The 15,383-nt window shown below is 44.7% G+C and carries 10 protein-coding genes and 1 pseudogene; 5 read left to right on the top strand and 6 right to left on the bottom strand.

Going from position 1 to position 15,383, the window contains the following annotated elements; genetic code table 11:
- Positions 1 to 54 precede the first annotated feature (54 nt).
- Both ABFV72_RS11350 and ABFV72_RS11355 read right to left on the bottom strand, forming a co-directional pair.
- The gene (locus ABFV72_RS11350) at positions 55 to 1,869 is read right to left on the bottom strand and encodes an FMN-binding glutamate synthase family protein (RefSeq protein WP_347163770.1); all 1,815 of its coding nucleotides are present in this window, start codon (positions 1,867 to 1,869) and stop codon (positions 55 to 57) included.
- A gap of 163 nt (positions 1,870 to 2,032) precedes the next feature.
- Positions 2,033 to 2,860: an IclR family transcriptional regulator gene (locus ABFV72_RS11355; RefSeq protein ID WP_347163771.1), complete on the bottom strand. Its 828-nt coding sequence runs from the start codon at positions 2,858 to 2,860 to the stop codon at positions 2,033 to 2,035.
- A 176-nt stretch (positions 2,861 to 3,036) separates the two neighbouring features.
- Between ABFV72_RS11355 and ABFV72_RS11360 the strand changes: the two genes are divergently transcribed.
- The gene (locus tag ABFV72_RS11360; RefSeq protein WP_347163772.1) at positions 3,037 to 4,221 is read left to right on the top strand and encodes an acyl-CoA dehydrogenase; all 1,185 of its coding nucleotides are present in this window, start codon (positions 3,037 to 3,039) and stop codon (positions 4,219 to 4,221) included.
- Between the two features lie 205 nt (positions 4,222 to 4,426).
- Positions 4,427 to 5,635, top strand: coding sequence for a CaiB/BaiF CoA transferase family protein (locus ABFV72_RS11365; RefSeq protein WP_347163897.1), 1,209 nt, complete (start codon positions 4,427 to 4,429; stop codon positions 5,633 to 5,635).
- Between the two features lie 53 nt (positions 5,636 to 5,688).
- On the opposite strand, the gene ABFV72_RS11370 is transcribed toward ABFV72_RS11365, so the two are convergent.
- Positions 5,689 to 6,459, bottom strand: coding sequence for an IclR family transcriptional regulator (locus tag ABFV72_RS11370; protein ID WP_347163774.1), 771 nt, complete (start codon positions 6,457 to 6,459; stop codon positions 5,689 to 5,691).
- Between the two features lie 223 nt (positions 6,460 to 6,682).
- Between ABFV72_RS11370 and ABFV72_RS11375 the strand changes: the two genes are divergently transcribed.
- The 3 genes from ABFV72_RS11375 (at position 6,683) to ABFV72_RS11385 (ending at position 11,355) form a co-directional block, all read left to right on the top strand.
- Positions 6,683 to 8,146: an NAD-dependent succinate-semialdehyde dehydrogenase gene (locus ABFV72_RS11375; protein WP_347163775.1), complete on the top strand. Its 1,464-nt coding sequence runs from the start codon at positions 6,683 to 6,685 to the stop codon at positions 8,144 to 8,146.
- 201 nt (positions 8,147 to 8,347) lie between these two features.
- On the top strand, positions 8,348 to 9,610 hold the full coding sequence (gene gabT, locus ABFV72_RS11380; protein WP_347163776.1) for a 4-aminobutyrate--2-oxoglutarate transaminase: 1,263 nt from the start codon (positions 8,348 to 8,350) through the stop codon (positions 9,608 to 9,610).
- 302 nt (positions 9,611 to 9,912) lie between these two features.
- Positions 9,913 to 11,355, top strand: a complete 1,443-nt coding sequence (locus ABFV72_RS11385) for an APC family permease (RefSeq protein ID WP_347163778.1) — start codon at positions 9,913 to 9,915, stop codon at positions 11,353 to 11,355.
- A gap of 958 nt (positions 11,356 to 12,313) precedes the next feature.
- Here ABFV72_RS11385 and ABFV72_RS11390 read toward each other — a convergent pair.
- The 3 genes and pseudogenes from ABFV72_RS11390 to ABFV72_RS11400 all read right to left on the bottom strand — a co-directional run bounded on the left by ABFV72_RS11390 (position 12,314) and on the right by ABFV72_RS11400 (position 15,358).
- Entirely contained in the window at positions 12,314 to 13,687 is a 1,374-nt protein-coding gene (locus ABFV72_RS11390; protein WP_347163779.1) for an NAD-dependent succinate-semialdehyde dehydrogenase, read from the bottom strand.
- A 97-nt stretch (positions 13,688 to 13,784) separates the two neighbouring features.
- A pseudogene (locus ABFV72_RS11395) lies at positions 13,785 to 14,006 on the bottom strand (agmatine deiminase family protein); the annotation flags it as partial.
- Positions 14,007 to 14,026: 20 nt separating this feature from the next.
- Positions 14,027 to 15,358 (bottom strand): glycosyltransferase, encoded by a 1,332-nt coding sequence (locus tag ABFV72_RS11400; RefSeq protein ID WP_347163781.1) that lies wholly within the window; start codon positions 15,356 to 15,358, stop codon positions 14,027 to 14,029.
- Positions 15,359 to 15,383 lie beyond the last annotated feature (25 nt).

Genomic DNA, 15,383 nt, shown 5'->3' on the forward strand with positions numbered 1-15,383 from the left:
TGCTTAATTACACTTACATCACTACCTTTTAAGTACAACGATTTAGGCGCTGATTCAGTCGCTAGCAGGCGGGAAGTCGCGGATTGTATTATTCACATTACCAATTAATCGTCCACCATCGGTGAGATTGGTCAAGTGCTCAGAATTATATCCAGCGCTGTGTTCTGTTGGCGCGCCAGTCTCTTTGCCCTTATCGCGTGAGTCCTTGTTATAAGCAATGAGTGCATCATTATTGGCTAAGAAGCTATCAGGGTTTGCCATGACCCACATCTGGTTGAATATATCAGCACGGGCGCTATGATCGAGTAGTGCGCCTTTGTCAGCAAAATAGAAGAATTTGGATAGCAGCTTAATTTGCCCATCATCTAGACGGCGTGCGATATGATACGGCTGTAATTGGCTAGGATGCTGTAAACCGACCGCGCCTACGATACTGGCAAGCGATTTTAGCGTGTTTTTGTGGAAACTTGCAACACGCTCAGCCTTACTAGGGACGTCAAGCGCCTTTTGACGATATGGATCTTGGGTTGCCACACCTGTCGGGCAAGTGTTGGTATGACAAGAGCGCGACTGAATGCAGCCGACCGCAAACATGAAGCCACGTGCTGAGTTGCACCAATCGGCACCTAGCGCAATCATGCGCGCGATATCAAAGCCTGATACGATCTTGCCACTGACGCCAAGCTTAATTTTGTCACGAATACCTGCACCGACTAAAGTGTTATGCACTAGCAAAAATCCTTCAACCATCGGCATGCCGACATTGTCCATAAACTCGACGGGCGCTGCACCTGTGCCGCCTTCTGCACCATCAATAACGATAAAATCAGGATAGTTATCCGTCTCTATCATCGCTTTGACAATCGCCATAAACTGCCATGGCTGACCAATACATAGCTTAAAGCCAACTGGCTTGCCGCCCGATAGGTCGCGTAGCTGTTGCCAAAAGGCGACCAGCTCGCGCGGGGTGCTAAATGCAGTGTGCGAGGAGGGCGAGATACAGTCTTGACCCGTAGGTACTTGACGTGTGTCTGCAATCTCTTGGGTGATTTTGCTAGAGGGAAGGACGCCACCTTTACCAGGCTTGGCACCCTGTGAAAGCTTGATTTCAATCATTTTAACTTGCGGATCGACGGCCTTTTCAGCGAAAGACTGTGGATCGAAGTTACCATCATTATTACGGCAACCAAAATAGCCTGTACCCAACTCCCAAATTAAATCACCACCGAACTTACGATGATAAGGGCTAATAGCGCCTTCGCCCGTATCATGGGTAAAACCGCCGAGTTTTGCGCCTTGATTGAGTGCCATGATGGCGTTGGCTGACAGGCTGCCAAAACTCATCGCAGAGATATTGAATACCGACATATCATGTGGCTGCTGACAACGCTCACCGCCGACCATAATACGAAAATCTTTGTTTTCTAGTGGGGCGCTGATGGTAGATTGCAAAAACCACTCTTTACCATGAGTATATAGATTGTCCAACGTACCAAAGGCATTGGTGTCACTGACGTTCTTAGCACGTTGATAGACTAGTGCGCGCTGCTGGCGTGAAAACGGCACTTGTTCTTTATCGTCCTCAAGCAAGTACTGGCGAATCTCAGGGCGAAAATCCTCTAATACATAGCGAATATGTCCAGCGACAGGGTAGTTGCTCAATATCGCGTGCTTGGACTGAATCAAATCATAGATACCAAGTGCCACAGCCAAACCACCGATAACAATCAGCCACCAACTTACCAATAATAAACCCGCCAACAGAATTAAAATCGCCGCGCCAAACGTGCTATAGCGAAGTAATAATCCGATAAAGTACGGCGAGCTGGTTTTGGGTTCAGGGTTCAGATTGGTACGAGATTCAGGCATAACGAGGCTCAATAGTAATGATTGATATAGATAAGATGCTTACATTTGTCGCGTACATCATACACGCATGACGTCATTACGTCGGTATCAATGGGTAACAGGGTTGCAGACCGTGTCTTCGTTGATCTAACCTAAACTTTGATTTTATTCGTTTTAATATGCTCTATGTACCACCACCAATCCGCTCCGCCAATGCCTGCAACTTAGGCACTATCATTTCCGCATAGTCATCCGCTTTCCAGTTAGCGCTTGGCACACTGGCATTAAGCGAATAAGCATATTGTCCTGTTGCGACATCATATACCCCAACCGCGACTGCCAAAATATCAGTAGAAAATTCCCCATCAGACACGGTATAGCCGTATTTTTCATAATGCTCTGCCGCATTGGCTAGGGCAGTTTGTGTATCGTTATATTCTTCAATGGATAAATTCTCTTGGAGATTGCTAATGATGACCGCTTGTCTCGCTTGCGAGCTTGCCGCATAAAAAGCACGTCCAATGGCAGTGCGTGCCACAGGTACGGCGGAGCCAACCTGTAAGTTGACTGATAGGCGAGCAGGACTACGGCAGCAGGCGTGATAGCGCATTTCTCCTTCGACTTCGGTTGCCAAATTCACCGATACTTCATTTTCACTAGCGAACTGACGTAATAGTGGCTCAGCTGCTGCCACCATATCGTGACGACTCCATGCGGTCGCACTGAGACGTACAGCACTACCGCCCAATTGATACTGACCATAATCATTCGTTCGTAAAAAACCAAGCGTGGTCAACGTATGGATCAGGCGAGTAATGGTTGCTTTTGGCAGTTTGGTCATTTGACATAGCTGTTGATGGGTGAGTCGCTCATGGTGCTCAAAAGCCGCCAGTATGATCAGTCCCCGTCCCAATGCCGTCACAAACTGTCGGTCATTCTCTTCCTTGTTTTGACTCATTGTTGCATGCATGCGTTCGAGTAGCGGAGTAGCTGTTGATAAGGGTTTTGTCATTTTATACTCATCTTTTTTTGATAAAGGTTTACAGCGCAGCGAAAGTTTGGTTAAATGGATTTAAATTATGAAACTAAGTTTCGCACAGCGGAATAATGAAGTCAATGACTTGTTAGACTAAATGATGTATCAATCACTATTCGTCAGTCAGGATGACTGATACCAAGGAGATCCACATGGCAACATCTACCAGCCCACGCTTTGATTGGGAAGATCCTTTTTTACTACGTGACCAGCTCACTGAAGAAGAGCGCATGGTCACCGACAGCGCGCGTCAGTTTTTTCAAAAAGAGTTGATTCCTGGCATTATCGAGGCCAATCGTAACGAGAATTTTGACCGTAATATCATGCGTCAAATGGGTGAAATGGGCCTGCTAGGTGTCACGATTGAAGGTTATGGTTGTGCAGGCCTATCAAGTGTTGCTTATGGTCTGATTGCCAAGGAAGTGGAAGCGGTTGATTCGGGCTACCGTTCAGCGATGAGCGTACAGTCGAGCTTGGTTATGCATCCTATTTGGGCGTATGGCACAGAAGAGCAAAGAGAGCGTTATTTGCCTAAGCTTGCCACAGGTGAGTACGTCGGCTGCTTCGGTCTGACGGAGCCAGACTCGGGGTCTGATCCTTCATCGATGTCGACTCGTGCGCGCGCCGTGGATGGCGGTTATGAGTTGACTGGTAATAAGATGTGGATTACCAACAGTCCTATCGCTGACGTGTTTGTTGTGTGGGCAAAAGATGATGCTGGCGAGATTCGCGGTTTTGTTTTAGACAAAGGCATGAAAGGCTTATCTGCACCGAAAATTGAAGGTAAGTTCTCATTACGTGCGTCAGTCACGGGTGAGATTGTGATGGACAAAGTATTCGTTCCTGAAGCCAATGCTTTCCCAGATATCCGTGGTCTAAAAGGACCATTTGGCTGCTTAAACAAAGCCCGTTATGGTATTGCTTGGGGTTCGATGGGTGCGGCTGAATTCTGCTGGAAAGCCGCCCGTCAATACACGCTCGATCGTAAGCAGTTTGGTCGTCCGCTAGCGGCAACGCAGCTCGTGCAGTTGAAGCTGGCTAATATGCAGACAGAAATCACCTTAGGTCTACAAGCAGCGCTACGTGTCGGTCGTTTGATGGATGAAGACAATGCAGCACCTGAAATGATTTCACTTATTAAGCGTAATAACTGCGGCAAGGCACTCGATATCGCTCGCATCGCTCGTGATATGCATGGCGGTAACGGTATCTCTGATGAGTTCCATATCATCCGTCACGTGATGAACTTGGAAGCCGTCAACACTTACGAGGGTACACATGATATTCATGCGCTTATCCTAGGCCGCGCACAGACAGGCATACAAGCGTTCTTTTAAACTGAATTTAAGTTAAATATTCAGATTTAGGACACGCCCTAACGTACGTTACTGCTTAGCTTTTTATCGAAAAGAGCATTAACAGTAGCGTACGTTTTTCAGTTGTTCTTCATGATTTAGCGGTTAAATAGCTAAATCATGAAGAACAATTTTATGATCAAAAGTCAAAAAATATGCGACAGAGTAAGGGAATCTCATGACAGATATGATTGATATGGCTAATATACCAAAGGGCGCATTGTATGGTATCAAGGTGCTCGATTTGTCGAGAGTGCTGGCTGGCCCTTCTTGTACTCAAGTACTTGCTGACCTTGGTGCTGAAGTCATCAAGGTTGAGCGCCCGCATATCGGTGATGAGACGCGTCATTGGGCACCGCCAACATTCAGCGATGACACCTCCGCTTATTACGCTACCATTAACCGCAATAAAAAATCGCTGACGGTAGATATCACTACGCCGACAGGGCAAACCATTATTAAGCAGCTAATCGCTGACAGTGATATCTTGGTCGAAAATTTTAAAGTCGGTGGTCTAAAAAAATACGGCTTGGATTATGACAGTCTAAAACAGTCCAATCCGCGGCTGATTTACGCGTCATTGACAGGTTTTGGTCAGACAGGTCCCGATGCTAAGCGCCCCGGTTACGATTATATTATCCAAGGATTGTCAGGTCTGATGAGTATCACGGGCCCTAGTGATGGTGAACCTCACAAAATTGGCGTGGCAGTCGTCGATTTGTTTGCAGGGTTGCAGCTGACCATTGGTATTCAGGCGGCACTATTGGCGCGTCAAAATACAGGTGTTGGACAACACGTCGATGTGGCATTGCTCGATAGTGCGCTCGCTATGCTGGCCAATGTCGGTATGAATCATTTGGCATCCGATAAGATACCGCCAAGGTTGGGCAATCAGCATCCTAATATCGTGCCGTATCAAGTATTTGCGGGCGAGGGTGAGCAGCACTTTATTTTAGCCTGTGGTAACGACAGTCAGTTTGCCAAACTGTGTGACGTACTAGCAGTTGATTGGCATACCGACGAGCGTTTTACGACCAATCCACAACGCGTTGCCAATCGCGAACTGCTGTGCGGTGAGCTGACTAAGCAATTTGCCAAGCAGCCACGTACCTATTGGCTAGAGGTTTTAGATCAAGCAGGTATTCCATGCGGCGCGATTCATAATGTGGCTGAAGCCTTGGCCATGCCGCAAGCGCAAGCAAGGAATATGATCGTTAATTTCACCGAGCAAGGCAGTCCAGTACGCGCACTTGGTAACCCTATCAAGTTATCCGCATCACCAGTCAGCTATCGTACGCCGCCACCGCAGTTAAGCGAACATACTGATAGTACACTTGCTGAACTGGGCTATGATAAGGCTACGATAGCCAAGCTAAAAGCCGATGGGATTGTTTAACAGAATTTTTTGAATTATATTTTTTAGACCTGCACCGATATTCCATCTTAACGCTACCTTTCAGCGTTAGGATTAAAGCCTAAATGCTGCTCAATTTGCTCCGCCAATTCAATCAATACTGCACTGACCTCAGCTCGTTTAGACTCATACTCTCCTTGCAAAAAACTCACTGCCATACCAGCAACTGCATTGCCTGATGCATTACGAATATAAGTGCCCAAGCAATACATTCCATCGCGCAACTGTCCATCATCGAGTGACAATCTACTTTTCTGAGTCGCTGCAAGCTCAGCGGATAAATCCGTAAAGTTCTTGACCCCATGCTGGGTCATAGGTGTCGGAAACTCATCTTTATATAACGATTTGATGTTGTCCATAGATAACGTAGATAGCATAGCCTTGCCAGTTGCAGAAAATACCGCAGGCACACGAACACCTGCACGAAAGGTAAAGCCAAGCGGAGCAGGCGACTCATGACATGCCAAAAATACCACCTCTCCTAAATCCAGTTTGGATAAGGTAACCGTGTGCTGAAGGAGCACCGGATACTGCACAATCAAATCTTTAAACAACTGGGTGACGCCTTGCTGCTGCTCGTATTTTCCTGCCCAATACATCAAATATGAACCCAAATGAAAGCGACTTTCAGGGTCTTTGTAAATGACATGTTTGGTCAATAGACTTTGCAATATGTTGTGAGTAGAGCTGCGAGGTAGCCCCAGTTCCTTAGCGATATGAGCTGCGGTCAGAGGCTGTGAACTATCAGTAATCAAGTCCAAAATCTGAAATGTTTTGTCTAGCGCAGGCACGGCAGTCGAGCTCATAAGTAACCTATAAAAGTAAAAGAAAATGAGAAAATACAAGATAATTTTTAAAATAATGAGATTAAGGGTTGCAAATCCCATCATATCGTTCTTATAATAATGTCTCGTATATAGAATTAGTGTTCAGTATATTGAACAAATAATGAATTATCAATAATTATTTAATAGTTACCATTATATCCACTCTTATAAACATACACTCTAAATGACAAGGAGCGTTTACATGTCACATACGCTACAGTTATCAAATCCAGATCTACTCAAACAATCTTGTCTTATCACAGACGGCTGGCATGTCTCCAGTGATAATGAAGCCCTCGATGTGGACAATCCTTTTAACGGCGAGCTCATTGGTACTGTACCAAGCCTTACGACGGAAGATGTCAATGAAGCCGTCACCTTCGCTCATGAAGCTCAAGTTACTTGGGCAGCCAAGACAGCCAAAGAGCGTGCAGACCTATTACAGAAATGGGCAGATCTCATTGATGCTAATAAAGAAGATTTGGCTATTATCATGACCGCTGAGCAAGGTAAGCCGCTGACGGAATCACGTGGTGAAGTAGGCTATGCCAACAGCTTTATCCGTTGGTTTGCCGAAGAAGGCAAACGCGTCTATGGTGATGTGATTCCTGCCAATAGCACACAGCTACGTCATGTCGTTCTCAAGCAGCCAGTCGGTGTTTGTGCCGCTATCACGCCTTGGAACTTCCCAGCTGCGATGATCACGCGCAAAGTTGCTCCTGCACTAGCGGCAGGCTGTACGATTATCGTCAAACCTGCTACCGAGACACCGTTCTCAGCATTGGCACTTGGCGCTTTGGCAGAGCAAGCAGGTATTCCTGCAGGCGTTATTCAAGTGGTAACGGGTGAGTCCTCTGTTATTGGTAAAATCCTGACTGGCGATGCCCGTATTCATAAGCTGTCATTCACTGGATCTACAGAAGTAGGTCGTATGTTGATGGCACAGTGTGCACCGACTGTTAAGAAGCTATCGTTAGAGTTAGGCGGCAACGCACCATTTATCGTCTTTGATGATGCAGACTTAGAAAAAGCCGCTACCGGCTTAATCGCTTCTAAATATCGTAACGCTGGTCAGACTTGTGTCTGCGCCAACCGAGTATACGTTCAAGACAGCATCAAAGATAAATTCTTAGATATCTTTGTCAAAAAAGTCGCTGAGCTAAAAGTTGGTAACGGTTTGGAAGAAGGCGTAGATATTGGCCCTCTAGTCAACAAAAAAGCCTTAGATAAAGTCCAAGCCTTGCTAAAAGATGCGCTAGACAAGGGCGCAAAACTGGTCACTGGTGGTAGTGTCAATGACGCTTCAGAACTGACTTATAATCCAACGGTTATCACAGATATTAGCAGTGATATGGACATCGCTTCTGAAGAAATCTTCGGACCGATTGCGACCATATTTACTTTCAAAGACGAAGCAGAAGTTATCCGTGCTGCTAACGATACGATCTATGGCTTGGCCGCTTACTTCTATAGTAGCGACTATGCCCGCTCATGGCGCGTTACCGAAGGTCTTGAGTACGGAATCATCGGTCATAACACGGGTTTAATTTCTACAGAAGTTGCCCCATTTGGTGGTGTGAAGCAGTCTGGCTTTGGCCGTGAAGGTTCAAAATACGGTATCGAAGACTATATCACGACCAAATACTGGTGCTCTGATATTACCTAATAGCCATAACCTAATGAGTTGGCTTAATGGTTAGCAAAGTAACAATTAGCAAAGCATCAACTAGCGCAAATTTTTGGATATCTGTGGTGTTTTGGGTCAAACAAACACCATTTGATATCTACTGAGTACAAAAACAGACATCAAATAAACCGCCAATCTTTAGATGGCACTTATGTTACGAACACAGAAAAGGACATTCCCATGACGACTACCAATCAATCATTACTTGAGCGCCGCAAAGCTGTTTTACCAACAGGACTTGGGGTTGCCTTTCCTATCTTTGCAGAAAAAGCAAAGAACTCAGAAATCTGGGACATCGAAGGCAAGCGTTATATCGACTTTGTCGGTGGTATCTCAGTATTGAACACGGGTCATAGCCATCCAAAAATCACTCAACGTGTCCATGAGCAGCTAGACAAATTTACACACACTGCGGCGCAAATGATCAACTATGAATGCTATGTAGACTTGGCTGAAAAGCTGTGTGAAAAAGCGCCAATCAGCGGCGATACTAAAGCATTCTTTTTGACCACTGGTGCAGAAGCGGTTGAAAACTGCATCAAGATTGCTCGTGCTAAAACCCGTCGTCCAGGCGTGATTTCTTTTGTTGGTGGCTGGCATGGTCGCACGATGATGTGTATGAGCCTGACAGGTAAAGTACTGCCATACAAAAAGAACTTTGGCCCGATGCCAGGACCTGTATTCCATGCGTTGTTCCCTGCAGAAGAGTTGAACGTAACAGAAGCGCAAGCACTACATAGCCTTGACATGATTTTCCAAGCAGACATCGATCCTAGTGAAGTCGCTGCAATGATTATTGAGCCAGTCCAAGGTGAGGGTGGTTTCCATCAGGTGACGCCTTCATTTGCTAAAGCGTTGCGCGAGATCTGTGATGAGCATGGCATCGTGCTCATTTTTGATGAAGTACAGTGTGGTTTCGCGAGAACCGGTACGTTGTTTGCCACTGAGCAACTAGGCGTTGAGCCTGATCTAATGACTGCTGCGAAGAGTTTGGCTGGTGGCTATCCTATCTCTGCGGTCATTGGGCGTGCTGACATTATGGATGCGCCGCAAGTCGGTGGCCTAGGCGGTACTTACTCTGGTAACCCACTTGCTTGTGTGGCGGCGCTTGCTGTTATGGAAGTGATCGAAGAAGAAAACTTACTTGAGCGTAGTATCGAGATTGGCGATACCATTGCTTCATTCTTAAAAGGCTTGAACCTAAGCAGCATTGGTCATATCCGTCATAAAGGCGCGATGCTAGCGTTTGAGCTAATCGATAGCGAAGGCAAACCTGATGCCGCCGCCGCCGCCAATCTAAAAGCAAAATCATTTGAGCAAGGATTGCTATTAGCGTCTTGTGGTATGTATGGCAATGCCATTCGTGTGATGGTGCCATTGACGGTCGAAGATGAAGTATTACAAGAAGGTCTTGATATTATCAAAGGTATTCTAACTGTTTAATCAATATTGAGTGTCATTTACTGTAGCGATGGACCACTTTTAATCAAGCAATGATTTTGGTTAAAAGGTTGTATTTAAGATAACGGCAAGGCTGCCATCATGGCACTCATTTTGAGTGAGCTTTTGAACGGCGCCTTGCAAGTCAAGACGCCGTTTTTTTATTTATATTATTTGGATAATAGACAAATAGTACAAAAGACCAAACGGCATACACAGTAAATATAATGGGTGCTATCCCACTAAACAAAATTAGTGTAACTGTGAAAGGTCTACACGGATGACACACAGACAAGGAGTAGGTTATGTCTGAATTAAAGAAAACATTAGGTGTTTTTGATATTATTGCGCTGGCATTCGGTGCAATGGTTGGTTGGGGCTGGGTTGTACTGGCAGGTAGTTGGATCATCTCAGCAGGTATATGGGGCGCAATTAGCGCCTTTTTGATAGGCGGTCTAGTAGTCGTATTGATTGGTGTGACGTATGCTGAACTTGCAGCCTCCATGCCAATTACTGGCGGTGAGCATACTTATACCCATCGAGCGTTAGGAGTCAATGTCTCCTTTATTTGCTCATGGAGTATTTTGTTTGGTTATTTTTCCGTCGTTGCTTTTGAAGCGGTGGCATTACCGACCGTTGTTGAATATGTCATTCCTAATTACAGCCAAGGGTATCTTTGGAACATCGCTGGCTGGGATGTATATGCCACGTGGGTCGCTGTGGGGATGCTTGGTTCAATCATTGTCACATGGCTAAATATACGCGGTATGGAAGTGAGTGCTTGGTTTCAAAAGCTGGCAGTCGTGGGTATTTTCTGTGTAGGTATATTACTGTTCGTTGGGGCGTTGATGTTTAGTCCTGAGACCTCTAATACCGTACAAGCGCCTAACTTTATCGGTGGTATGGGTGGCATCATGACTGTGATGGTGATGGTACCGTTCTTATTCGTTGGGTTCGATGTTATTCCGCAAGCTGCAGAAGAGATCAATCTTACCCGTCCAAATATCGGCAAATTTTTGATTGTCTCTATTATTATTGCGGTACTTTGGTATGTAGCAGTCGCTTGGAGTGTGGGTAAAACATTACCACTATTACAAGCGCAAGACTCAACATTGGCGACCGCTGATGCGATGACCAATGCTTGGAATGGTAAATGGGCAGGTACGTTACTGGTTATTGGCGGCGTGCTAGGTATTTTATCGAGCTGGAACGCGTTTCTTATCGGTGGTAGTCGTCTGCTATATGCTATGGGCAAAACGCACATGTTGCCGCAGTTTCTATGCAAACTGCATCCGAAATACAATACGCCCGTTAATGCGATCTTATTGATCGGCGGTCTCGCAACACTTGCGCCATTGTTTGGCCGTAAAATGTTGGTATGGATTGTAGATGCAGGTGGGTTCGGTATCGTTATTGCTTATACTTGTGTGGCTCTGTCATTCCTAGTGTTACGCTACCGTGAGCCTGATATGGTACGACCATTTAGAATACCAGCAGGTAAGTTGGTTGGCATCATCACTATTATCTTAAGTCTCGGTATGTTGGCGCTTTATCTACCGGGTATGCCATCAGCTCTTGTTCCTATCGAGTGGTGGATATTCCTTGGTTGGACGGTTCTTGGCGGCGCAATGTATGGCTATGCATCGATGAAGAATCCTGGTAAGAGTAAAGAGATTATGGATCATGAGCTGCATGAGCTCAAAATTGTTAATCAACAATGGTTAAAAGAAAATCCATATAAAAAGTAGACTTACTTTAATTACCTTTGCATAAAAAAGCCTAACGTCAAACGTTAGGCTTTTTTTGTTGTTTTTGTTCTGTTCAAAAATGAGTTTACACATTTAGGACAGTAATAATTTACTTAAAGTCGTTTTCTATCCTTTCTTGATTAGATGAGAGTCTTAATTATTTTTGTTAAATAATCAACTAGCATAATATTCGCATATTGACATTTAACAATAAAAAAGTAAAATAGCTCACTCTTGTTTACTATTATCGTTGTCGTGAAGGTTAGCTATATGATCAGAAGTGGAGATAAACTAAAATGTATCTGTGGCAACGATTTTTTTGTAGAAGGCTCGGTCTACACTGTCGGTAATATTATAAGCAATAAGTTTTTCCAAATAAATATTAGTGCAAATGATGAGTATTGGTATGCAACAAGGGACAGTGAAGGGATATATGTTCGTTTTAATCACGAGGACCACTTAGTCAATGACGCCTTTTTTGCTTTAGAAAAATAATAGTATTAGCGTCTCATTGAGAAAGCTGTGGGTTTCGAGTGTCAGGCAATGGATTGAGGTGCTGCTACTGCCCGATAGTATGCTCAATAAACAGAACGACATTTTTCTAGTTTTTGGCAGTGTACTCGACATCGCATCATCTAACTATGTAGAGACAATTTAACGTAAAAATAATGAATAAAAATATTCCAACGAAAAGACCTAATACTTGATATGAGGCCTTTTTTGACGTTCTGAAATACGTGCAATCATAATACTCTTAAACATGCATAGAAAAATAACTACGTCTAAACTCTAGATTTCGTGAAATGAGTATGATCAATGAGATTAACCAAGACTTTGATGTTCGATATCGTCAACTAAAAATAAGAAAATCCATATAAAAAGTAGACTTACTTATCGTTAATAAAAAAGCCTAACGTCAAACGTTAGGCTTTTTTTATTTCACTAAGGTTTTAATCTATTAAGACTTATCACGGATCAGCTTATAATTTAAGAACTCGGTGATGCCAAGGGTGCCAAGCTCACGGCCAAAGCCTGAACGTTTAACACCGCCAAATGGTGTATTGGCCTCAGAGCCAGAAGGCGCATTGATAGTGACCATACCCACTTCTAATTTGTCAGCGATTTCAGCAGCCAGTGCCGCATCTTGCGTTTGAATAGACGCACCCAGACCGAAAGGCACGTCGTTGGCAATCTTGATAGCATGGTCGATATCGTTTGCTTTATAGACGACTGCTACAGGACCAAACAGCTCTTCACGATATACATCCATGGATTCAGTCACATCTGTCAGTACCGCAGGCTTAAACCAAGCGCCAGGCTTGTCTTTGTCCATGCCGCCTTCTACCAATACCGTTGCACCTGCTTGGATAGCGCTATCTAACTGCGCTTGCAAGTTGACCGCAGCAGCTTTTGATGACATTGGGCCAATAAACGTATCTTCTTTAAGCGGGTCGGCCAAAGTCATGTTACTGACCGCATTGGTAAAGCCTTCGACGAATTTATCATAGATTGATTCAATGACGATCAAACGCTTGGCTGCATTACAGGCTTGTCCAGTATTACCAAAACGACCAGAGATAGCGCCTTGTATCGCTTGCTCGATATCGGCATCGGCTGCGACGATAAAGGCATCTGAACCGCCCAATTCTAAAACGACTTTTTTGAGTGCGCCGCCAGCTTCTTTTGCCACCGCTTGTCCAGCGCGTTCAGAACCCGTTAGCGAGACACCTTGTACGCGTGTGTCATTGATAATGGTCGCTGATTGCTCATTGGTCGCAAAAATATTGTTATAAACGCCCTCAGGTACGCCTGCATCTTTGAAGATATCGACGATAACTTCTGCGGTGTTTGGACACTGCGGTGCGTGTTTTAGAATAATTGTATTACCCGCCATAAAGTTTGGCGCGACAAAACGGGCTACTTGGTAATGTGGATAGTTCCACGGCATGATACCTAGTAGCGCGCCTACAGGGTGCTTTTCTACCGACGCTGACCCTGAGTCTACATCAATAGTGCTTGGCGCTAGTAGCTGCTCAGCGTTGTCTGCATAGTAGCGGTAGATATCAGCAACCAGACCGATCTCGCCTTTTGCTTGGGCAACAGGTTTGCCCATCTCATTTGCAACGATACGTGATAGCTCGTCTTGGCGCTCAAGATAGATATCAGCGATTTTATGCAGTAGTGCACTGCGCTCATTTAATGGCACTTTACGCCAATCTTGATAAGCAGTGTCGGCTTGCTTAATGACGTGTTGGATATCTTGTTCAGTGGCGGTAGGGTAAGTGGCTTCTATTTCGCCAGTGGCTGGGTTATTAACTTGATAATCGCTCATATTATGTCCTTTATTTTAAAATATTATTGGGTTCAAAATCCATTTGGGTCTATATTTTTATGCGGGTGCTTTTAATTAAAGCTTTTGATTAATGCTTTTAATTATTGCCTTTAACCGATAATTTTGGTTGCTGCTGCGTAATACAGTGAATATTACCGCCACCAAAAACAATCTCTCTTGTTCGTACTCCCACTACCTGATGCTGAGGAAAGACTTTTTCAAGCTGCTCGATGGCGAGTGCATCATTTATATCATCATATTGCGGTACGATGACCGCGTCATTACAAATCAAAAAGTTGGCATATGAGGCGATACAGACATCGCCCGACTGGAAAGTATTTACAGCTGTTGATTGTCTTCTGCTGTTTCTATCGTATCGACATTATCCGTTGCCTTCGATTTTTCTTTAGTCAGCTTTATTTTTGGATTCTTAGCAACAGGTTCGATATTTTTTACGGCGACATTTAAGGCAGGCTTCGCCGCTTTTTTGAGACTGCGTTTGATGCGTCGAACTGCGATAGCATCTGCTTCGGCTTGTTCTTCTGCAAGCGCCGCATCATGTAAGCTTTGATACACTTCAAGCGTCTTTTCAATCATCTCACGCATGGTGAACTTGTTGGTCATTTCAGGACGCGTCACACTTTCTAGCTGGTTTCTAACTGCTTTACAAAGCGCATTGGCATTGTACTTCTTTACCAATCCTTGCGGGTAGAGCGGTTGTAAAATCTCGCTAAAGGCTGCTTGATCCCAACCAATGACTGGCGTACCTAGATGTATAGCTTGTAGAGCGTTAATACCGATTGACTCGGGCTCATTGGCAAGTGCCATGACAATATTGGCCGCCGATAGCCATTCCCGCATATCATTACGCTTGCTACCCACATAGGTAATGCGTTCAGCTAAGCCTAAGCTGTTGGTACGTTGGCGAAAATCCTCATGAGCGACATCGCCGTCTTTATAGTCTTCATCCATAATAATGACATGAATATTTGGGAATTGCTCTTGCAGGTTACCCAAGATATCTATCAGCCACTCTTGCCCGTACTCATTGCCGATGACGGTTGGGAATACGAGCCATTTTTTGTGCTCAAGCTCAGGGTATTCAGCAAAGGTATGACGTAACCAATAGACCGAAGGATTATGACGATAAGGGTAGCGCCGAGTGTCGATACCACGATAGATACGCGTGATGACTTTAGGATCTACGTCTTCGATGCGCAGTCCTTTTTTTAAGTATTGAGTGACACTATCAGATACGGTAATTATCGTATCAACATTGAGTAGGGCTTGAGAGTATTTATTAATAGGATAGAAACCATACATGGTCGAGACCAGTTTGGGAAAACGTCTGACGCGCGCGCGGCGCAGTGCCAAATGCAATATCCATGCAGGGGTACGCGAATGTACGTGAATGACATCAGGTTCGTACTTTTCTATCAAATGCCGTAGTGCAGAGACTTGCAATAGCGATAGCCAAGACTTTTTATTCACATGTAGCTGATGGTAAATATTGCCATCGCGCTTGAGACGTCTAACCAAGTCATTGTTTTCATCGGCACTCGAGACAATAATAGAGGTATGCTCATTTTTGACCAATGCTCGCCCAAGATGAAAAATGCCGCGCTCGGATTCATCATGCTTTAGAGACGACAGTAAGCGCATAACTTTCATAATAGCGTTGGTCACCGGTTAGTAA

This window comes from Psychrobacter proteolyticus, from assembly GCF_039762275.1.
GTDB lineage: Bacteria > Pseudomonadota > Gammaproteobacteria > Pseudomonadales > Moraxellaceae > Psychrobacter > Psychrobacter proteolyticus_C.